Annotated in this window: 15 protein-coding genes and 1 pseudogene; 10 read left to right on the top strand and 6 right to left on the bottom strand. The window is 71.4% G+C overall.

The window, feature by feature from the left end:
- Positions 1-326 (top strand): annotated as a pseudogene (locus IEZ08_RS27905) (phospholipid carrier-dependent glycosyltransferase); the annotation flags it as partial.
- Here IEZ08_RS27905 and IEZ08_RS27900 read toward each other — a convergent pair.
- Positions 274-1848 (bottom strand): hypothetical protein, encoded by a 1575-nt coding sequence (locus IEZ08_RS27900; protein ID WP_189243302.1) that lies wholly within the window; start codon positions 1846-1848, stop codon positions 274-276. The pseudogene IEZ08_RS27905 and the gene IEZ08_RS27900 overlap by 53 nt on opposite strands.
- A 102-nt stretch (positions 1849-1950) precedes the next feature.
- On the opposite strand from IEZ08_RS27900, the gene IEZ08_RS27895 reads away from it, so the two are divergent.
- From IEZ08_RS27895 to IEZ08_RS27880, 4 genes are all read left to right on the top strand, one after another.
- Complete coding sequence (locus IEZ08_RS27895) at positions 1951-3234, top strand: glycosyltransferase (RefSeq protein ID WP_229803564.1); 1284 nt, start codon at positions 1951-1953, stop codon at positions 3232-3234.
- A 67-nt stretch (positions 3235-3301) separates the two neighbouring features.
- A complete protein-coding gene (gene metG / locus IEZ08_RS27890; RefSeq protein ID WP_068927329.1) occupies positions 3302-5092 on the top strand; it encodes a methionine--tRNA ligase in 1791 nt (596 codons plus the stop codon).
- A 205-nt stretch (positions 5093-5297) separates the two neighbouring features.
- On the top strand, positions 5298-6566 hold the full coding sequence (locus IEZ08_RS27885) for an ATP-binding protein (RefSeq protein ID WP_068927327.1): 1269 nt from the start codon (positions 5298-5300) through the stop codon (positions 6564-6566).
- A gap of 137 nt (positions 6567-6703) precedes the next feature.
- Positions 6704-7549 carry a TatD family hydrolase gene (locus tag IEZ08_RS27880; RefSeq protein WP_068929201.1) on the top strand — a complete coding sequence of 282 codons (846 nt, stop codon included), beginning with the start codon at positions 6704-6706 and terminating at the stop codon, positions 7547-7549.
- A gap of 73 nt (positions 7550-7622) precedes the next feature.
- On the opposite strand, the gene IEZ08_RS27875 is transcribed toward IEZ08_RS27880, so the two are convergent.
- Both IEZ08_RS27875 and IEZ08_RS39830 read right to left on the bottom strand, forming a co-directional pair.
- Positions 7623-9023: a hypothetical protein gene (locus tag IEZ08_RS27875; RefSeq protein WP_189243301.1), complete on the bottom strand. Its 1401-nt coding sequence runs from the start codon at positions 9021-9023 to the stop codon at positions 7623-7625.
- The gene (locus IEZ08_RS39830; RefSeq protein WP_203863510.1) at positions 9020-10744 is read right to left on the bottom strand and encodes a serine/threonine-protein kinase; all 1725 of its coding nucleotides are present in this window, start codon (positions 10742-10744) and stop codon (positions 9020-9022) included. Before IEZ08_RS39830 ends, IEZ08_RS27875 begins: the two co-directional genes overlap by 4 nt.
- A 192-nt stretch (positions 10745-10936) precedes the next feature.
- Here IEZ08_RS39830 and rsmA point away from each other — a divergent pair, with 192 nt between their 5' ends.
- The 3 genes from rsmA to IEZ08_RS27855 all read left to right on the top strand — a co-directional run bounded on the left by rsmA (position 10937) and on the right by IEZ08_RS27855 (position 14665).
- The gene (gene rsmA / locus IEZ08_RS27865; protein WP_068927321.1) at positions 10937-11782 is read left to right on the top strand and encodes a 16S rRNA (adenine(1518)-N(6)/adenine(1519)-N(6))-dimethyltransferase RsmA; all 846 of its coding nucleotides are present in this window, start codon (positions 10937-10939) and stop codon (positions 11780-11782) included.
- 104 nt (positions 11783-11886) lie between these two features.
- A complete protein-coding gene (locus IEZ08_RS27860; protein ID WP_189243300.1) occupies positions 11887-12849 on the top strand; it encodes a 4-(cytidine 5'-diphospho)-2-C-methyl-D-erythritol kinase in 963 nt (320 codons plus the stop codon).
- A complete protein-coding gene (locus IEZ08_RS27855; protein WP_068927317.1) occupies positions 12830-14665 on the top strand; it encodes an ABC-F family ATP-binding cassette domain-containing protein in 1836 nt (611 codons plus the stop codon). The genes IEZ08_RS27860 and IEZ08_RS27855 overlap by 20 nt, the downstream gene beginning before the upstream one ends.
- 101 nt (positions 14666-14766) lie before the next feature.
- Here IEZ08_RS27855 and IEZ08_RS27850 read toward each other — a convergent pair whose 3' ends face one another.
- On the bottom strand, positions 14767-15300 hold the full coding sequence (locus IEZ08_RS27850) for a MarR family winged helix-turn-helix transcriptional regulator (protein ID WP_068927315.1): 534 nt from the start codon (positions 15298-15300) through the stop codon (positions 14767-14769).
- Positions 15301-15369: 69 nt separating this feature from the next.
- Here IEZ08_RS27850 and IEZ08_RS27845 point away from each other — a divergent pair, with 69 nt between their 5' ends.
- Both IEZ08_RS27845 and IEZ08_RS27840 read left to right on the top strand, forming a co-directional pair.
- Positions 15370-16152: a trans-aconitate 2-methyltransferase gene (locus IEZ08_RS27845; RefSeq protein WP_189243299.1), complete on the top strand. Its 783-nt coding sequence runs from the start codon at positions 15370-15372 to the stop codon at positions 16150-16152.
- Positions 16153-16202: 50 nt separating this feature from the next.
- Positions 16203-17675, top strand: coding sequence for a CYTH and CHAD domain-containing protein (locus tag IEZ08_RS27840; RefSeq protein WP_229803562.1), 1473 nt, complete (start codon positions 16203-16205; stop codon positions 17673-17675).
- 14 nt (positions 17676-17689) lie between these two features.
- Here IEZ08_RS27840 and IEZ08_RS27835 read toward each other — a convergent pair whose 3' ends face one another.
- Together IEZ08_RS27835 and IEZ08_RS27830 are read right to left on the bottom strand one after the other, a co-directional pair.
- Positions 17690-18568: an NUDIX hydrolase gene (locus IEZ08_RS27835; RefSeq protein ID WP_068927309.1), complete on the bottom strand. Its 879-nt coding sequence runs from the start codon at positions 18566-18568 to the stop codon at positions 17690-17692.
- Positions 18561-20624, bottom strand: a complete 2064-nt coding sequence (locus IEZ08_RS27830) for an RNA degradosome polyphosphate kinase (RefSeq protein WP_068927307.1) — start codon at positions 20622-20624, stop codon at positions 18561-18563. The genes IEZ08_RS27835 and IEZ08_RS27830 overlap by 8 nt, the downstream gene beginning before the upstream one ends.
- Positions 20625-20660 lie beyond the last annotated feature (36 nt).

The following is a 20660-nucleotide window of genomic DNA, read 5'->3' as shown; positions in this document are numbered from 1 at the left end:
ACTGGCGCGCCGGAGCGGTGCTGCTGGCCTACGCCGTAGGCTGGCTGCCCTGGTTCTACTACGCCATCGCCGACAACCGGACCATGTACCTGTTCTACGCGGTCCCGCTGGTGCCGTTCATGGTCCTGGCCGTCGTGCTCGCCGCCGGGCTGCTCATCGGCCCGGCGGACGCCCCGCCCAACCGCAGGGCCCTCGGGGCCGCGCTGGCGGGCACCTTCGCCCTGCTCGCGCTGGCCAACTTCGGGTGGCTCCACCCGGTGCTCACCGGGGAGGTCATCCCTTACCAGGAGTGGTGGCGCCGGATGTTGCTGCGGGGGTGGGTCTGACCCGGGAGGCCCGGCGGGGCAGGGAGATCCGGCCCGGCAGGGTGACCCCGTGCCGCAGCGAGACCGCCGCGGCGAGGCAGGCCAGCGGGATCGCCGGCAGCACGTAGCGGTAGTCGAACTCGGCGGTCGCCGCCGGGGCCAGCAGGAGGCCGAAGGCGGCCAGCCACGGCAGCAGGACGGGCCCGCCCAGCTTGCGCCAGCGCGCGGCCACCCCGGCCAGGCCGATCAGCAGCAGGACGCCCAGCACGATGCCCGGCAGCCGGATGATCTGCTGGTAGCCCTGCATGAAACCGGCCCACGGGTCGTGCACGTCGGTGCCGACCACCCGCGGCCTCTCGTCGATCAGCACGGTCGGCAGGCTGGGATCGTAGGTGAGGGCGTCGCGGTCGGTGGTGCTGCCCTTGGGGGAGGGCCACGACGGGAGCACCTTGTCGGTGGGCCGGAACTCGTACTGCAGGTAGGTGGCGGCGTCGGGGAAGCGCGGCCGGCCCCAGTGGAAGGTGCGGAAGAAGTCGCCGGCCACGAGCGCCAGGTAGTCGCCCGGCTGGGAGAGGATGGCGCGCTTGGCGAAGTCCCCGGCGGTCCGGTTCATCGCCGGGGTGAACGTGCGGCCCGTCCCGAAGGCGTGGAAACGCTGGCCGTTCTCCGCCCACCACAGGTACTTCTGCCCGGAGAAGTGCCGTTTCTCCGGAGGATCGCTGATGCACAGCAGCGCCAGCTCCAGCTCCTCCCGCTTGTCGACCTCCATCTTGTTGCAGTCGGCGAACAGGGAGGTCCGCATGTAGAGGATCGCGCCGTCGCTGCTGGTCATCGCGAAGGGGCCGTGCGCCGAGGCGAACCAGGCCATGTACCCGGCCACCGGCAGGGCGCACGCGGTCACCATGGCGATGATCGGCTTCCACCCCGCCCGCTTGACCATCAGGTAGACCACGACCAGCGCGAGGATCGGCAGCCCGATCGACCGGGTCAGCGCGGTGAGCGCGAGCAGCAACCCGATCAGCGCGCCCAGCTTCCAGGACACCGTACGGTGCCAGAGCACCAGCGTGACGACCCCCACGACCAGCAGCGTGAACATCGTGTCGGACATGATCATGTGTTCGAGCTGGATCTGGTAGGCGTCGAACAGCACCGGCACCGCCGCCAGCGTCGCCGCCCAGCCCGGCAGCCCGAACCGCGCGCGCAGCAGCGCGTAGACCAGCCCTCCCACGGCCAGCCCCATCAGGTGCTGGGTGAAGGCCACCAGGGCGAAGCTGTGGAAGGGGCGCAGCAGGAGCAGCCAGAAGGAGTAGCCGTTCGGGCGCAGGGCGCTGGGCCGGTCGGGGTAGACCGCTCCCGAGACGTACTCGTAGGAGTCGTTGAACCACAGCGCCGGGCCGTACCCGAGCATGGCGACCATGCGCAGCAGGAAGGCGGCGGCCAGAACGGCCGCGAACACGCGGTGGCGGTACAGGAACAGCAGCACCCGGGCCTTCCTTCCGGGCGGGGGCGTGTCCAGGCGTGGTCGATCCGCGACGGTCACCATGCATTACAGAATGCCAGCCGTTTGGCCGAGACGACGCGGGCACGGCGAGGTAGAGGGCATCATGGTGGGATTGGCCTCTGCTGTGACTGAAGGGTTCGAGACGTGGAACTGACCGTGGTCATGCCCTGCCTCAACGAGGCGGAGACCGTGGAGACCTGCGTGCGCAAGGCCCTGGCCTGCATGCGCGAGCACGGGATCGACGGAGAGGTGCTGATCGCCGACAACGGCAGCACCGACGGCTCCCAGCAACTCGCCCGGGACGCCGGGGCCAGGGTCGTGCACGTCGACGCCAAGGGGTACGGCAACGCCCTCATGGGCGGCATCCGCGCCGCCCGCGGCAAGTACGTCATCATGGGAGACGCCGACGACTCCTACGACTTCACCGCGCTGCTGCCGTTCGTGGAGCAGCTGCGCGACGGCGCCGACCTGGTGATGGGCAACCGCTTCAAGGGAGGCATCGCCCCGGGCGCGATGCCGCCGCTCCACCGCTACCTCGGCAACCCGGTGCTGTCCTTCATCGGCCGGTTGTTCTTCCCCAGCGCCATCGGTGACTTCCACTGCGGCCTGCGGGGCTTCCGCCGCGACTCCATCCTCCGGCTGGGCCTGCAGACCGGCGGCATGGAGTTCGCCAGCGAGATGGTCGTCCGCTCGACCCTGGCCGGGCTGGACGTGCGCGAGGTGCCCACCACCCTCTCGCCCGACGGCCGCTCCCGCCCGCCGCACCTGCGCTCCTGGCGTGACGGCTGGCGCCACCTGCGCTTCCTGATGCTGTACAGCCCGCGCTGGCTGTTCTTCATCCCCGGCCTGGTCATGATGACCCTCGGCCTGGTCGCGGGCACCGCGCTGACCTTCGGCCCGGTCTACATCGGCAAGCTCGGCTTCGACGTCGACACCCTGGTCGGCGCGTCGGCCATGCTGGTGATCGGCTTCCAGGCGGTGCTGTTCGCCCTGTTCACCAAGGTGTACGCCGCCGAGGAGGGCTTCCTGCCCGAAGACCGGCGGGTGCGCAAGCTCGTGGACATCGTCTCCCTGGAGAAGGGCCTGATCGCCGGCGGCCTGCTGGCCCTGGCCGGTATCGGCGGCCTGGTCGCCTCGCTGGTCCACTGGCAGACCCGCAGCTTCGGCCCGCTGATCCCCTCCGAGTCGCTGCGCATCGTCGTCCCCTCGGCCACAGCGCTGATCATGAGCTTCCAGACCATCTTCGCCGCCCTGTTCATCAGCATCCTGGGCATCCGCCGTACCCGCGAGACGCCCATCGACGTGGCCGCCTCCGTAGCGGAGGAGGCCGCCGAGGCCGTGATCCGGGAGCAGCGCGAGAGCGCGCAGGCCCGGAAGAACCGGGAGAACGAGGACGGCGCGGAGGAGCGGGAGAGCAGCACCGCCTGACCCGCGATCCGGGGCGTGTCACGGGTAGGCACAAGATTCACGGGCGACCGGCACTAGGCTTGGACCCATGTCCCAGCACATCTTGACCGCCGTCGCCTGGCCCTACGCCAACGGCCCCCGCCACATCGGGCACGTCTCCGGATTCGGCGTGCCCTCCGACGTCTTCAGCCGCTACCAGCGGATGGCGGGCAACAAGGTCCTGATGGTCTCCGGGACCGACGAGCACGGCACGCCCATCCAGGTGCAGGCCGACAAGGAGGGCCTGGGCGTCCGCGAGGTCGCCGACCGCTACAACCGGGTGATCGCCGAAGACCTCACGGCCCTGGGGCTCTCCTATGACCTGTTCACCCGGACCACGACCGGCAACCACTACGCCGTGGCGCAGGAGATCTTCAAGGGCCTGTACGCCAACGGATACATCTTCCCCAAGACCACGATGGGTGCGATCTCGCCGTCCACCGGCCGCACCCTGCCCGACCGCTACATCGAGGGCACCTGCCCGATCTGCGGGTACGACGGCGCACGCGGCGACCAGTGCGACAACTGCGGCAACCAGCTCGACCCGATCGAGCTGGTCAACCCGGTCAGCCGGATCAACGGCGAGAAGCCGGTCTTCGTGGAGACCGAGCACTTCATGCTCGACCTGCCCGCCTTCGCCGAGGTGCTCGGCACCTGGCTGCAGTCCAAGCAGGGCCAGTGGCGGCCCAACGTGCTGAAGTTCTCCCTCAACCTGCTCGGCGACATGCACCCCCGGGCGATCACCCGTGACCTCGACTGGGGCGTGCCGATCCCGCTGGAGGGCTGGAGCGACCAGGCCAACAAGCGGCTGTACGTCTGGTTCGACGCGGTCATCGGCTACCTCAGCGCCTCCATCGAGTGGGCCCGCCGCTCCGGCGACCCGGACGCCTGGCGTCAGTGGTGGCAGAACCCCGAGGCCCGCAGCTACTACTTCATGGGCAAGGACAACATCGTCTTCCACGCGGAGATCTGGCCCGCGCTGCTGCTCGGCTACAACGGCCAGGGCGCCAAGAACGGCGCACCGGGTTCGCTCGGCGCACTGAACCTGCCCTCCGAGGTGGTCTCCAGCGAGTTCCTGACCATGGAGGGGCGCAAGTTCTCCTCCTCCCGTCAGGTCGTCATCTACGTGCGCGACTTCCTGGAGCGCTACGACGCCGACGCGCTGCGCTACTACATCGCGGTGGCCGGGCCGGAGAACCAGGACACCGACTTCACCTGGTCGGAGTTCCTCAACCGCAACAACGGCGAGCTGGTCGCCGCCTGGGGCAACCTGGTCAACCGCTCGATCTCGATGGCCGCCAAGAACTTCGGCGCCGTCCCCGAGGCGGGCGAGCTGACCGACGCCGACCGGGCGCTGCTGGAGCGGTCACGGGCCGCCTTCGCCCCCGTCGGCGCGGACCTGGCCCGCTCCCGGTTCAAGAACGCGGTCACCGAGGCGTTCGACGTCGTCCGCGACGCCAACCGCTATCTCGCCGAGCAGGAGCCCTGGAAGATCAAGGACGACCCGGCGCGCGTCGGATCCATCCTGCACGTCGCCCTGCAGGTGGTCGACGACGCCAAGACCCTGCTGACGCCGTTCCTGCCCAACTCCTCCAACAAGATCTACTCGATGCTCGGCGGCACCGGCGTCTGGTCGGGCATGCCGGAGCTGCAGGAGGTCACCGAGGAGACCGGGGAGGGCGGGCGGAGCTACCCGGTCATCACCGGCTCCTACGAGGGCGAGGCCCGCTGGGAGCCCGTCCCCATCCGGCCGGGCACCCCGCTCGCCCCGCCGACCCCGCTGTTCCGCAAGCTCGACCCCAAGATCGTCGATGAGGAGCTCGCCCGCCTCGGCGAGTAACCCGCGAGAGCCGTACGGCCCCGGCCGCCCTTCTGCGTACACACGCCGACTGCGATCAACCGCCCGGACCATCAAGGTCCGGGCGGTTTTTCATGTTCTGGGCCGCGGAAACGGCGAATGACCTCGTGGTATTCATGGAGTTGACCTATGAAAATCGCCTTGTGACTCTATGAATTTCATAGCGTCACCTTGCTACCGTAAGCACATGAGCCGACTGATTCCCCGAGCGATCGAGCCTCTTCTGCACGAGCTCGCCTCCGGGCTGCGGATCGTCATCGTCAACGGGCCGCGGCAGTCGGGGAAGACCACGCTCCTCCGACAGGCCCACGCCGTACGCGGCGGGCAGTATGTGACGTTGGACGATGAGAAGACCTTGGCCGCCGCGTTGGAGGATCCGGTCTCCTTCGTCAGGGGAAGGTCGCGGCCGCTCATCATCGATGAGATCCAGCGGGGCGGCGACAGGCTCGTGAGGGCCATCAAGATGGCCGTGGACCAGAGCCGGGACCGTGGTCAGTTCATCCTCTCGGGGTCCAGTAAGTTCCTCACCATCCCCACGCTCTCCGAGTCGTTGGCGGGACGCGCCGGCTTCCTCGACCTGTGGCCCCTGTCGCTGTCCGAGCGGGTGTCAGGGCCGATCGACTTCATCGAGCGGGTCTTCGAGGAACCGCAGTCGCTGATCGGGGCGCGATCGGAATGGAGTCGCGAGGACTACCTTGAAGCGATCATCCGGGGCGGCTACCCGGAGACGGTCCTGCTCAAGTCGGACCTCGCGAGGTCCAGATGGTACGAGGGGTACGCGTCGACGATCCTCAACCGCGACATCACTGACTTCGCGCAGGTGCACCACGTCGGAGGTCTTTCCAGGCTTCTCGCGCTGATCGCTGCGCGGGCCGGGAGCCCCGCCGTCCTGGCGGACCTGGCCCGCGACGCCGATCTGGGACGGGAGACCGTGCGTAACTATCTGGGCTACCTGAACATGGTGTTCCTCACCAACGACCTTCAGGGGTGGGCGACGAATCTGAACACCCGGGCGGCCAAGACCCCGCGCACGTACATCACCGACTCGGGACTGGCCACCCAGCTTCTCTCCGTGACACGTGCCAAGCTGCGCACCCCCGGACACAGGGCGCTGGGAGGACTGCTCGAGACCTTCGTGGTGGCGGAGCTGACCAAACTCAAGGCCATGAGTCTGAGCCGTGTCGGCCTGTACTTCTACAGGGACAGCAACGACCACGAGGTGGACATCGTTCTGGAGAGTCCCCGCGGTGAGGTGGTCGCCATCGAGGTGAAGGCCAGTGTCTCGCCCGGACTGGGAGCGGCCAGACATCTGGTGTGGCTGAGGGAGAAGCTGGGAGACCGGTTCGTCGCCGGAGTGGTCCTCCATCTGGGGGAGCAGGCGCTCTCCTACGGAGACCGGATCCTCTCGCTGCCGGTGTCGGCCCTGTGGGGTCACGCTCGCCCGGCCGACCTGTGAAAATCGGCGGGTGACGTGATCACTTCCATGAAGTGATCTTGTGATCTCCGTGCGGCGGCAGGCTCTCACGTTCCCCGGAGGGACGCTCTCAGGACGCCCGCCGCCCGTCTGGCGGTAGGTTTGGCGGTGTGACCAGCATGCCAGCCGCGCCGGAGCCGTTGACCGGCGATGTCTTCGACAGCCACTGCCACCTCGACATCATGGTGGGCAACCGCCAGGCGTCATCCGGCGATCCCGTCGCCCAGGCCGCGCAGGCGGCCGAGGCGAGCGTGGAGCGGATCGTCGAGGAGGCCCGGGCGGTCGGGGTGACCCGGCTGATCACGATCGGCTACGACCTGGCCTCCTCACGGTGGAACACCGACGTCGCCCGCATCCACCCGGACGTCTACGCCGGGGTGGCGATCCACCCCAACGAGGCCCACGCCGCCACCCCGGAGGTGCTGGCGGAGATCGAGGAACTGGCGGGCGAGCCCCAGGTCAGAGCCGTGGGGGAGACCGGGCTCGACTACTACCGCGACTGGGCTTCCAAGGACGACCAGCACGCCAGCTTCCGGGCGCACATCGAGATCGCCAAGCGGACCGGCAAGGCCCTGGTCATCCACGACCGGGAGGCCCACGACGACGTGCTGCGCGTGCTCGCCGACCAGGGGGCCCCGGACGCCGTGGTCTTCCACAGCTTCTCCGGCGACGCCGAAATGGCCAAGAAGTGCGCCGACGCCGGCTACTTCATGTCCTTCTCCGGCCCGGTCACCTACAAGAACGCCGGCTACCTCCGCGAGGCGGCCGAGGTGGCCCCCAAGGAGCTGATCCTCGTCGAGACGGACGCGCCCTACCTCCCCCCGGTCCCGCACCGGGGCAAGCCGAACGCGCCCTACCTCATCCCGCTGGTCGTGCGCTGCCTGGCGGAGGTCAAGGGCATGGACCCCGGCGAACTGGCCGCCGCGATCCGCGCCAACGGGGAGACCGTCTTCGGCGCCTGGTGAGCGCGGCCCGGCCATGACCGCCGGGCGCCGCTGATCCGCTGATCCGCCGGTGCCCGGCGGTGCCCGGAACGGCTCAGCCGGTGGCCGCGCCGAAGTCGACCGAGACGCCGCCGTCGAGGGCCGGGACGTTCCCGGCTCCCGGGGCGACCGGGGTGTCCGCGCCGTCGTTGCGGCCCAGCAGCGCCACGCCTCCCGAGGCTCCGCGGTCGGGGGCCCCGACGACCAGCTTGTTCCCGCTGGCAGCCACCGACCAGCCGAAACGCTCGCCGGGGCCGCTCCCGCTCACCAGCCGGACCTGGTCGGGGGCTCCCACCGGGACCAGGCTCACGGCGCCGCGGCGGTCCGGTCCGGCGAACGGGGCGCCCACCGCCAGCCGCAGCCCTCCGCCCTCGGAGAACGCCAGCGCGAAGCCGTACCCCTCGCCCGGAACCCCGTCCTTCTGGCTGAACGTCGTCATCGGGGCGATCTCCGCGTCCTCGGCCGCCCTGAACAGGTGGACCAGCCCGGAGTCCTTCACCGAGCCGCCGTCGCCGAGCGGCGCGCCCACCGCCAGATAGCCCGTGCCGCCCTCCCGGCCGTAGGCCAGGGCGTAACCGAACCGGTCACCGGCCTCGGCCTTCGCGACCTCGCGCAGGTCCCACTTCTTGCTGACCTGCTCCCCCCGGTTCTTCCGTACGTCGAACAGGATCCCGATCGCGCCCGAGTCGAGGTTCCCCTCGTCGACCTGCACACCCGTCCCGTCGTCGTTCTCGTGCGGCAGGCCGACGGCGAGATCGACCTCGCCCGCGTCCCCGCCCAGCTCACCCAGCTCCACCGCCCAGCCGAACATGTCGCCGACCTCGCCGTTGCCGGTGACCCCGTCGGTGTTCTGGGAGATCCGCCGGGCGTCGCCGAGCTCGCGGGCCTCGAACAGATGGACCGCGCCGGAGTCGTCCACCCCGTCGGCGTTCTCGTGCGGCGCCCCCACCGCGACCACGGGGCCGCGCGCCGCCAGGGACCAGCCGAAGTGGGCGTCGGCCTCCGGCTCCCGGGCGGTCAGGCGGGTGAGACCGCGCGGCGCCCCGCCGTACACCGCGTAGACCGCGCCGGCGTCCTCCTGACCCGACACGTCCGTGTACGGCGCGCCGACCAGCAGGTCGGCGCAGCGGTCGGCGTCGAGGTGGGTCAGCTTCACCGACCACCCGAAGCCGTCCCCCGCCGCGGGTTCGGAGGCCGTCACGGTGATCCCCTTCCCGCCCCGGCCGGACAGCACGTGCACCGCTCCCGCGCCGTCGTTGCCCGCCGCGTCCGCGAGCGGGTCGCCGACCACGGCGTCGTCCACCCCGTCGCCGTCGAAGTCGCTCGCGCCCGCCGCGGCGCAGGGGTCAGGGGAGGTGATGACCACGGGAGCGGCCACGGCGGCGTTCGCGGCGGCGGGCAGCATGGACAGCAGGGGCAGCGCCGCGGCGAGGAGCAGGGGGGGAAGGACCCTCACGACAGCTTCACCTCGATCTTCTTGCCGCCCTCGGTCAGCTGGACGGTGAGCGTGGCCGGGTTGCGGGCCGGCTGCAGGTCGTAGACGAGGTCGCCGTCCACCTTCCCTCCCGGGATCAGCGTGTCGGGCAGGCCGGAGGTGAGCGGCCCGGGGGCGTGCGCGGTGCCCCGGTCGTCCACCAGGACCGGCGGGGGGCCGCCGAGCGGGACCGGCTCCCCGCCGGTGTTGAGCAGGACCCAGCGGACCACGCAGAACCGGCCGTTCTCCGGGCTCGCGCCCCGGTAGGAGGTCAGGCCGCAGGCCGGGGCCCGGGGGATGACGAGTTGCGGGCCGGTGAAGGGGGAGTCCAGGGCGATACGGCGGCCGATGTCCGTGGCGGCGGTGGTTCCCGCCGCGGGTGTCTGCCGGCCGGTCGTACCGGTCCCGGCGGTCCCGCCGACGGCGTTGACCAGCACGACCGCGGTCACCGCCAGCGCGGCCAGGGCGGCCAGGGCGGCGATGACCAACCGCCGCCGGTTCCGGGGCGGCTCGGGGGTCCCGTGCGGGGAGGAGGACTCCCGCGGGGCGGGGCCGGGCTGCCCGGGGGAGGGAGCCGGTTCCGGGGTGGCCGGGGGCGCGGTACGGGACGGGCCCGTCCCGGCGGGAGCGGCGGGCGGCCTCGGCGGCAGGGAGGACGGCCCGGTCGTCCAGGGATACGGCGGCGGGGTGGTCTCGGTGCCGAGTGAGCCGATGACGCCGAGCGTCTGGGTGGAGTCGGGCTCGACGTTGGGCGGGGGATCCCACGACTCGGTGAGCAGGTCGGTGGCGATCAGCGTGGGCGCGGGCCGACCGGCGGCCGGGCCCGGCGCCGGGGCCGCGATCCCGCCGCCGACCAGGGCGATCAGCAGGTCCTGGGCGGTCGGCCGCTGGTAGGGGTCCATCGTGGTGGCCCGGCGGACCAGGTCGTTCAGCGGAGCCGGGAGCGCGCCGAGATCGGGCGGGCTGTTGAGCAGCCGGGTGGCCATGGTGATCATGTCGCCCCGGCCGTAGGGGTGGCGGCCGTTGCCCGCGTAGGCCACCAGGCAGCCCCAGGCGAACACGTCGGCCGCCGGGGTGATCTCCTGGCCGCGTACCTGCTCGGGGGCCCACCAGCCGGGACTGCCGAGCACCTCGCCCGACTTGGTGAACCCGGAGGTGGCGTCCAGCGCGCGGGCGATGCCGAAATCGATCACCCGGGGGCCCGACATGGACAGGATCACGTTGGCGGGCTTGAGGTCGCGGTGGACCAGCCCGGCCACGTGGATGGCGGCCAGCGCGGCGGCCACCCCGAGCGCGACGCCGTGCAGCGGCCCGGGTTCGAGCGCGCCGTGCTCGGTGATCTGCCGGGACAGCGGGGTGCCCGCGATGTACTCGGTCACCATGTACGGCCGGCCGTCCCCGGCGTTGCCGTTGTCGAGCACCTGGGCGGTGCAGAAGGAGGCCACCCGCCGGGCGTTGTCCACCTCCGCGTGGAAGCGCGCGGCGAACCCCTCCTCGATCGCGAACTCCGCCTTGACGACCTTGACCGCGACCGGCCGCCCGGTCGGCGCCAGCGCGAGGTAGACGGTGCCCATGCCGCCCTCGCCGAGCCGCCCGAGCAGGCGGTACGGGCCGATCTGCTCGGGATCGCCGGCGCGCAGTCCCCCGACACCGGGCTGGTTCACGTAGTGCTCACGGGGGAGCTCCCCTTCTCCTGTGGCCATCCCCCGTGGGGTAACCGTATCCACAACGCGGCCTTTCGTCTTCATCATGCGTCGCCGCATCGTGTTCGATGCGCGAAACTTGTTGGATGTCGTGGCGAGTGGGGAAAAGAACGTGATCGAGCAGGACGGGCGGGCCCGCGGGCGCGGTAGCGCGGCCGGGGCCGGCACCGGACCACGGGGCGGGGAACCAGCATGAGCCTTCTCGGGCCCGTGGAAATACGTAATTTGGCGGAGAGACTGGATATCCGGCCGACGAAGAAGCTCGGCCAGAACTTCGTGATCGACGGCGGCACGGTCCGCCGGATCGTCCGGACCGCCGGGCTCCACCCCGACGACGTGGTCATCGAGGTCGGCCCCGGCCTGGGCTCGCTCACCCTGGCGCTGCTCCCCGAGGTCCGCGCGGTGGTGGCGGTGGAGATCGACCCGGTCCTCGCCGCGCAGCTCCCGCTGACCGTCGCCGAGCGCGCCCCCGGCCTGGCCGACCGGCTCACCGTGGTGCTCGCCGACGCCATGCGCGTCCAGCCGGGGCAGCTGCCCGCGGACAGGCCGACCGCGCTGGTGGCCAACCTGCCCTACAACGTCTCGGTGCCGGTCGTGCTGCACCTGCTGGAGACGCTGCCCTCGCTCCGGAACATCCTGGTCATGGTCCAGTCCGAGGTCGCCGACCGGCTGGCCGCCGCACCGGGCTCGAAGATCTACGGTGTGCCCTCGGTCAAGGCGGCGTGGTACGCCGACGTCCGCCGCGCCGGTCCCGTCGGCCGCACGGTCTTCTGGCCGGTGCCCAACGTGGACTCCGGCCTCGTCGCGATGACCCGCCGCGAGCCCCCGGCCACCGGGGCCGCCCGCGAGGAGGTCTTCGCGGTGGTGGACGCCGCCTTCGCCCAGCGCCGCAAGACCCTGCGCGCCGCCCTGGCCTCCTGGGCCGGTACGGCCGCCGCCGCCGAGCGGGCCCTGCGCGCGGCCGGCGTCGACCCCTCGGCGCGCGGCGAGCAGCTCACGGTCGAGGACTTCGCCCGGATCGCGGAGAACCGCCCGTAGCCGCGCGCTGTTGATGATGGGATTTGTCGATCTGTTGGCGTTGATGTCAGAGCGGTCCCGTTACGATCGGAGACCGTGACTAGCGAGCGTGCCGAGGGGGACGCATGAACTCCGTGACCGTCCGCGTTCCCGCCAAGGTCAACCTGCAGCTTGCGGTGGGCCCGCTCCGCGACGACGGCTACCACGACCTGGTGAACGTCTTCCACGCCGTCTCGATCTTCGATGAGGTGACGGCCGTCGCGGAGACCGGGATGAGCGTCCGGGTCGAGGGCGAGTCCGCCGACCAGGTGCCCGAGGACGGCGACAACCTCGCCATCCAGGCCGCCGTCGCGCTGGCCCGGCACGCCGGCCGCTCCTACGGGGTGAGCCTGGCCATCCGCAAGGCGATCCCGGTGGCGGGCGGCATGGCGGGCGGCAGCGCCGACGCGGCCGCGGCCCTGGTCGCCTGCAACGAGCTGTGGGGTCTCGGCCTGCCGCTGGAGGACCTCATGGAGATCGCCTCCGACCTCGGCAGCGACGTCCCGTTCGCGCTGCTGGGCGGGACCGCCGTGGGCACCGGCCGGGGCGAGCGGCTGGCCCCGCTGGAGGTCGGCGGAACGTTCCACTGGGTCTTCGCCCTGGCCGACGGAGGCCTGTCCACGGCGAAGGTGTACGGCGAGTGCGACCGCATCCGCCAGGAGGGCGGGGAACCGGTCGGTCACCCCCGGGCCGCCGAGCCGCTGCTGGCCGCGCTCCGCGTCGGCGACGCGAGGGCGCTCGGCGCCGAGCTCACCAACGACCTGCAGCCGGCCGCCCTGTCACTGCGCGGTTCCCTGGCCCGCACCCTGCAGGCCGGTCGCGCGCACGGCGCCCTGGGCGCCATCGTCTCCGGCTCCGGCCCGACCTGCGCCTTCCTGGCCGAGTCCGAGGCGCACGCCGAGACGCTGGCCGCCGCGCTGAAGACCGAGAACGTCGCCCGCGACGTCCTGACCGCCCACGGCCCCGTCCCCGGGCCCACGGTCGTCCAGGGGCCGCCGGGCCGCGCGCAGCGGATACCCTTGTCGCACGATGAATCTGGTCAATCTTGAGTCCGTCTCCCACTCCTACGGCCCCAAGCCGCTGCTGAAGGACGTCTCCCTCGGCATCGAGGCGGGCGACCGGATCGGAGTGGTGGGCCGCAACGGCGGCGGCAAGACGACGCTGATCTCGGTGATCGCCGGCAACCTCAGGCCCGACTCCGGGCGGGTCACGCACAACCGGGGCCTGCACGTCGGCGTGCTGTCCCAGGGCGACGACCTGGATCCGGCGCGCGCGGTGCGGGACATCGTCCTCGCCGGCAGGTCCGAGCACGAGTGGGCCGGCGACGCGGGCATCCGCGAGATCCTCGCCAACCTGCTCGGCGACATCGACCTGTCGGCCCCGGCCGGGAGTCTGTCGGGCGGGGAGCGCCGCCGTACGGCCCTGGCCCGGCTGCTCATCGGCGAGCACGACCTGATCATCCTCGACGAGCCCACCAACCACCTCGACATCGAGGCCATCGACTGGCTGGCCCGGCACCTGTCGGCGCGCAAGAGCGCGCTGCTGGTCGTCACCCACGACCGGTGGTTCCTGGACGCGGTCTCCACCCGCACCTGGGAGGTCGTGGACGGCGCGGTCGAGCGCTACGAGGGCGGTTACGCCGCCTACGTGCTGGCCAAGGCCGAGCGCGCCCGGATCGCCGCGGCCTCCGAGGCCCGCCGCCAGAACCTGATGCGCAAGGAGATCGCCTGGCTCCGGCGCGGCCCGCCCGCCCGCACCTCCAAGCCCAAGTTCCGGATCGAGGCGGCCCAGGCCCTGATCGCCGACGAGCCGCCGCCCCGCGAGAGCGTCGAGCTGGTCAAGTTCGCCACCGCCCGGCTGGGCCGTACGGTCTACGACCTCGAAGACGTGACCCTGCACGCCGGCGGTCCCGGCGCGGGCCCGCAGGTCCTGGACCGCTGCACCTGGCAGTTCGGCCCCGGTGACCGGATCGGCCTGATCGGCGTGAACGGCTCCGGCAAGTCCTCGGTGCTGCGCCTGCTGGCCGGGACCGTCGAGCCCGACTCGGGCAGGGTCGTGCGGGGCAAGACGGTCCGCCTGGCGCACCTGTCGCAGGAACTGGCCGAGCTGGACCCCGCCCGCCGGGTGCTGGAGACGGTCGAGGAGATCCGCAAGTTCATCCAGGTCGGCAAGAAGGAGTGGACCGCCTCCCAGCTGCTGGAGCGCCTCGGCTTCAAGGGCGAGGCGCAGTGGAAGGTCGTCGGCGACCTGTCGGGCGGCGAGCGCCGCCGCCTGCAGCTGCTCCGGCTGCTCATGGACGACCCGAACGTGCTGCTGCTCGACGAGCCGACCAACGACCTCGACATCGAGACGCTGAACGAGCTGGAGGACCTGCTCGACGGCTGGCCGGGCACGCTGATCGTGGTCAGCCACGACCGCTACTTCCTGGAGCGGGTGGCCGACCGCTGCGTGGCGCTGCTGGGCGACGGCAGGTTGTCGATGCTCCCCGGTGGGGTGGACGAGTACCTCCAGCGGCGCGCGTCCGGCGGGGCGCTGTCGGCCCGGGCGGCGACGGGCTCCGCGGATTCGGTGACCTCGGCGACCTCGGCGACCGCTGCGGTCTCCGGGGGCGCCGGTACGGCTCCGGCCGCCGGGAGTGGGCTGTCGGCCAAGGAGGAGCGCGAGCTCCGCAAGGAGCTCTCCCGGCTGGAGCGCCAGCTCGACAAGCTGGGCGACCGGGAGGTCAGGATCCACGCCTCCATGGCCGACGCCGCCGCCGACTACGGCCGCCTGGCCGAGCTGGACGCCGACCTCAAGGCGGTGCAGGCGGAGAAGGAGTCCGTCGAGGCCGAGTGGCTGGAGGTCGCCGACCGCCTCGGCGAGTGACGCCCGGCCGTACGCCTCGGGGGGTGACGCCTGGCCGTGCGGTGATGCCGACCGGTTTGTTCTTGATCGGGTTTAACGCCGGTTGACAGGGCAGAGTGGGGTCAATGCGCTCCGGTGGTGTCGGTGGCGTCAAAAGGGATGAGTAGCGTGCGCAGCAGGCCCGCAAGGGTCTGCTGTTCGCGCTGTCCGAGGCCGGCGAGCAGTTCGTGCTCGCGGCGGAGCAGGTCGGCGAAGGCGTCGTCCACCCGCTTGAGCCCGTCCTCGGTCAGCGAGACCAGGACGCCGCGCCGGTCCTCGGGATCGGGGCGGCGCCGTACCAGCCCGGCCGCGGCCAGCCGGTCGATCCGGTTGGTCATCGTGCCGGAGGTGACCAGGGTGGCGCGGAGCAGGGCTCCCGGGCTCAGCTCGTACGGCCTGCCGGCCCGGCGCAGGGCGGTGAGCACGTCGAACTCCCAGCTCTCCAGCCCGTGCTCGGCGAAGGAGGCGCGGCGGGCGCGGTCGAGGTGGCGGGCCAGCCGGGAGACGCGACTGAGCACCTGGAGGGGTTCCACGTCCAGGTCGCGGCGCTCCTGCCGCCAGGCCGCGACCAGGCGATCGACTTCGTCCTGGGCCTGCTCCGGGTCATGCGGGGTCATGACACGCAGTCTATCTTTCTTGACATCGAGATATCTCCGGGGATATCAATCGTCTTGATGTCAAGAGATATGTGGGACCCAGAGGCCTACGGCCGGTACGCCGACGAGCGGTCACGCCCGTTCTTCGATCTCACCGGCAGGATAACCGCCAAGGACCCGGCCTACGTGGTCGACGCGGGGTGCGGCACCGGCGACCTCACCGCCGAGCTGGCCAGGCGCTGGCCCGGGGCCGAGGTGCACGGCTTCGACTCCTCGCCCGCGATGATCGACAAGGCCCCGGCGGGGGACCGGCTCTCCTTCTCCGTCGGCGACGTCACGGACTGGCGCCCCGGACGCCCGGTGGACGTGATCGTCTCCAACGCCGTCCTGCAGTGGGTGCCCGAGCACCGGGACCTGCTGCCCCGCTGGGTCCAGGACCTCGCCCCCGGCGGGTGGCTGGCCTTCCAGATGCCCGGCAACTTCGACGCGCCCAGCCACGTGATCCTGCGCGACCTGTGCCGGACCAAATGGCTCGAATGGCTCGGCGACCTGGTCAGGAACGAACCGGTGGGGACCCCGGCCGAGTACCTGGAACTGCTCACCGGCCTCGGCTGCGCGGTGGACGCCTGGGAGACGACCTACCTGCACGTCCTGCCCGGCGAGAACGCCGTGCTCCACTGGGTCAGCGGCACCGCCCTGCGCCCGGTGATCGACCGCCTCCCCCTCGCCGAGCGCAACGAGTTCCTCGCCGACTTCGCGGCCGAGCTGAACGAGGCCTACCCGCGCCGGCCGTACGGCACCGTCTTCCCCTTCCGGAGAATCTTCGTCGTGGCGCGCAAGTCCGGCGCTGGACGGGTAGAGGGGGGTCGATAAATACTGCGAGGACACGGTAGACACCAGGTAAATGGGGCTGGCCTGTGGCAATGGAGATCGAAGACAAGTTCGACGTCCCGGCGGACTACGAGATTCCCGACCTGACAGGACTGCCGGGCTGTGACGAGGTCTCCGGCCCCAGGTCGTACCAGCTCGTGGCGATCTACTTCGACACCCCCGACCTCAGGCTCGCCGCGCGGGGCATCACCCTGCGGCGGCGCAGGGGCGGCACCGACCCCGGCTGGCACCTGAAACTGCCCAAGGCCAAGGGCGCCCGGCAGGAGATCACCCACCCGCTGACCCGGAGCGTCAGGCTCGTCCCCCCGGAGCTGGCCGACCTGGTCCTCGCCTTCACCCGCGGAGCCCCCCTCCTCCCCGTCGCCGAGCTCGACACCCGCCGCTCGGTCACCCAGCTGCGCAACGGCGCGGGCGTGACGCTCGTGGAGATCGCCGACGACCGGGTCAAGGGCACCGTGCTCGGCGAGGAGCCGCACGTCGAGCGCTGGCGCGAGGTCGAGGCCGAACTGGGCACGGGCAACGGGAAACTGCTGGAGAAGGTCGGCAAGCGGCTCCGCAAGGCCGGGGCGAGCCCCGCCGGATCGGCCAGCAAGCTGGCCCGCCTGCTCGGCGCCGCCCGGGGGATACCCGAGGTCCGGGTCGCCAAGACCGGGAAGGGGAGCGCGGGCGAGGTCGTCATCGGACACCTGTCCTCCCAGGTGGCGACCCTGCTCTCGCATGACCCCCGGGTACGGCGGGCCGAGCCGGACGCCGTGCACCAGATGCGCGTGGCCTGCCGCCGGATGCGCAGCGTGCTCAAGTCCTTCAGGAAGGTCGTCGAGAACACCGAGGCCGTCCAGGACGAGCTCAAGTGGCTGGGCGGGATCCTCGGGGAGGCGCGTGACCTGGAAGTCATCCGGGACCGGTTCTCCCGCACCCTCGACGCCCTGGACGGCGAGCTGATCGTGGGGCCGGTGCGCGCCCGGCTCGGCTCCGACCTGCTGGACAGCGAGCACGAGGCGTACGACCGGATCAGGCAGGCGCTCACCGGCGAACGGTACTTCGCCCTGCTCGACGCCCTCGACGACCTGATCGCCTCCCCCCAGCTCACCAAGGCGGCCGCCAAGCCCGCCGCGACCCTCGAAGCCGTCGCCGCCAAGAGCTGGCGCCGGGTCACCCGCGCCTACGCCGCCGCCCAGGCCATCGAGGACCAGGACAAGCGCGAGACCGCCATGCACGAGGTGCGCAAGGCCGCCAAACGGGCCCGCTACACCGCCGAGGTGCTCGGCATGTCCGAGCTCGCCGACCGGGCGGAGGCCGTACAGGACGTGCTGGGCGCCCACCGGGACGGCATGGTCGCCCAGGAGCGGCTCGCCGCCGAGGCCGGGCGGGCCCGGCAGGCGGGGGAGGACACCTTCACCTACGGCGTCCTGACCGGCCTCGAACGGGCCGGGGCCGAGCGCGCCTCCCGGGAGTTCCCGGACGTGTGGGAGAAGACCGTCCAGGCGGTCGGAAAGCTCCTGTGAGGATCCCCGGGCCCTCAGGTGGTGTAACGGTCCATGCCCACGACCCGGCCACCGGCGTGGTGCAGGACCAGGAACGCGCCCTTGCGCAGGTGCGAGTCGGCGGGCCGCCTGACGACGCCCGAGATCAGCGCGGGGAGCACCTTGCCGTGGCTGCACAGCGCGGCCGGCCGGCCCGCCGCCAGCGTCTCGGTGACCAGGCGGAGCGACGCGTGCGGGTCGTAGCCGGTCTCCGAGAGCAGCGGCTCGTGACGGATCGTCAGCCCCGCCCGCCCGGCGTACGGCTCAAGGGTCTGCACGCAGCGCCTGCTCGGCGAGCTGACCAGCTCCACCGGGCGGTAACCGGCCAGGGCGTCGGCGAGCACCCCGGCCTGGGCCAGGCCGGTCTCATCCAGCGGGCGCAGGTCGTCGTCGCCCTGCCACTCCTGGCGCGAGCCGGCCACGCCGTGCCGGACCAGGAGCAGCGGCGTGGTCGCCAGGGGGAGCGCGGTGAGCGCGCGGAGCAGGCCGGCGTCCCACTCGTAGGTCAGCCGCCGCCGCGCCTCCTCCGGCGGCAGCCAGGCCACCTCGTCGACCTCGTCCCCCCCGGCGTACGGAGCCTCCGAGACCGCCCGCGCCAGCCAGTAGTCGACCCGCTTGAGCCGCCTGCCCTTCATGTAGTGGACCGGCGGCAGCAACCTGCCGAGGACGGCCGTGACCCCCGTCTCCTCGGCCACCTCGCGCAGCGCCCCGCCGATCACGTGCTCGCCGGGTTTCAGCTTGCCCTTGGGGAAGGTCCAGTCGTCGTACTTGGGCCGGTGGACGAGCGCCACCTCGGGAGCCGACTCCTCGCCCCGCCACACCACCGCCCCGGCGGCGCGGATCATGCCGGTCGGATGGACGTCGAGCTCAGTCATCGATGGTCCTCCACCGACGGGTGCCGATCAGGTGGCTCTGCAGGTCGTCACCGGTGTGCCGGGTCCAGGAGCCGTCCGCGTTGAGCCACCACGTCGCCGTGGTGTCCGCCATCGCCCGGTCGAAGAGATCGCCCAGGTAGGCCCGCTGCTGCTGGCTGACGACCTTGACCAACGCCTCCACCCTGCGGTCCAGGTTGCGCCGCATCATGTCGGCGCTGCCGATCCAGATCTCCGGCCGGCGGCCCTGGCCGAACTCGTAGATCCGCGAGTGCTCCAGGAACCGGCCCAGAACGCTCCTGACCCGGATGTTGTCCGACAGCCCCGGGATACCCGGCCGCAGCGTACATACTCCACGCACCCACAGATCCACCGGCACACCCGCCTGCGACGCCCGGTAGAGGGCGTCGATGAGCGGCTCGTCCACCAGGGAGTTCGTCTTCATCCGGATCCTGGCCGGGCGACCCGCCAGCGCGTGGGTGATCTCCCGCTCGATCCTGGCCAGCAGCCCGCCCCGGAGCGAGTGCGGGGCGACCAGCAGCCGCCGGTAGGCCGACTGGTTGGAGTATCCCGTCAGGTGGATGAACAGATCCGTGACATCCTCGCCGACCAGCGGGTCGGCGGTCAGCAGCCCCAGATCCTCGTACATCCGGGCGGTCTTCGGGTTGTAGTTGCCCGTGCCGATGTGACAGTAGCTGCGCAGCTCGCCGGAGGACTCCTGCCGGACGACCAGGGCCAGCTTGCAGTGCGTCTTCAGGCCCACCACCCCGTAGACCACGTGGCATCCGGCCCGTTCCAGCTTCCGCGCCCAGCTGATGTTGGCGTGCTCGTCGAACCGCGCCTTGATCTCCACCACGACGACGACCTGCTTGCCCGCCTCGGCCGCGTCGATCAGCGCGTCCACGATCGGGGAGTCGCCGCTGGTCCGGTAGAGCGTCTGCTTGATGGCCAGCACGTCCGGGTCGGCGGCGGCCTGCTCGATGAAGCGCTGCACGCTCGTGGCGAACGAGTCGTACGGATGATGCAGCAGCACGTCCCGCTCGCGGAGCACCGTGAAGATGTCGTCCTCGACGTGGACGACCTCCGCGGGCACGAACGGGCGGAAGCTCAGCTCCCCCCGGTCCAGGTCGGCGATCGTGTGCAGCCCCGTGAGGTCGAGCGGGCCGGGCAGCCGGTAGATCTCGTGCTCGGCCACGCCCAGTTCCTCGACCAGCAGCTCCAGCACCCCGGGCGTGATGCTGTCCTCCACCTCCAGCCGGACCGGCGGGCCGAAACGACGCTTGAGCAGCTCCTTCTCCAGGGCCTGCATGAGGTTCTCGGTGACGTCCTCGTCCACTTCGAGATCCTCGTTCCGGGTGACCCGGAAGACGTGGTGCTCGACGATCTCCATGCCCTTGAAGAGCTGGCCCAGATGGGCCGCGATCACGTCTTCGAGCGGGACGAACCGGTCCTTGGACGCCGCGACGAAGCGGGGCAGCCGGCTCGGCACCTTCACCCGCGCGAACACCGTGTGACCGGTCGCCGGGTTCCGGACGGTCACGGCGAGGTTGAGAGAAAGACCCGAAATATAGGGGAACGGGTGGGCGGGATCGACGGCTAGGGGCGTCAGCACCGGCCGGATCCGCTCCCGGAACAGCTTGCGCATCTCGGTGCGCTCGTCGCGGTTCAGATCGCTCCAGCGCACGATCACGATGCCCTCGGCGGCGAGCTGAGGGGAGATCCGCTCGTGGAAACAGGCCGCGTGCCGCTGCGCGAGCTCGTCGGCGATGGCGGCGATCCTGGCCAGCTCCTCGCGGGGCTTCATGCCGCTCTTGGTACGCAGCAGCAGGCCGGTGGCCATCCGCCGTTTCAGCCCGGCCACCCGCACCCGGAAGAACTCGTCCAGGTTGCTGGCGAAGATCGCCAGAAACCGGACCCGTTCCAGCAGCGGCAGGGACGGGTCCTCGGCCAGCTCCAGGACGCGCTGGTTGAACTGGAGCCAGCTCTCCTCCCGGTTGAGGAAACGCTCCTGTGGCAGAGGCGGACCTTCTGGGGTGGGGTGCACGGGTTCGGCGGACATATGACCAGAATGCCCGCTTTTGTTGAACGGAACGTT

The organism is Planobispora rosea, assembly GCF_014648175.1.
GTDB classification, from domain to species: domain Bacteria; phylum Actinomycetota; class Actinomycetes; order Streptosporangiales; family Streptosporangiaceae; genus Planobispora; species Planobispora rosea.
The sequence above is the reverse complement of the archived record's forward strand: the minus strand, read 5'-3'. Positions and strand labels throughout refer to the sequence as shown.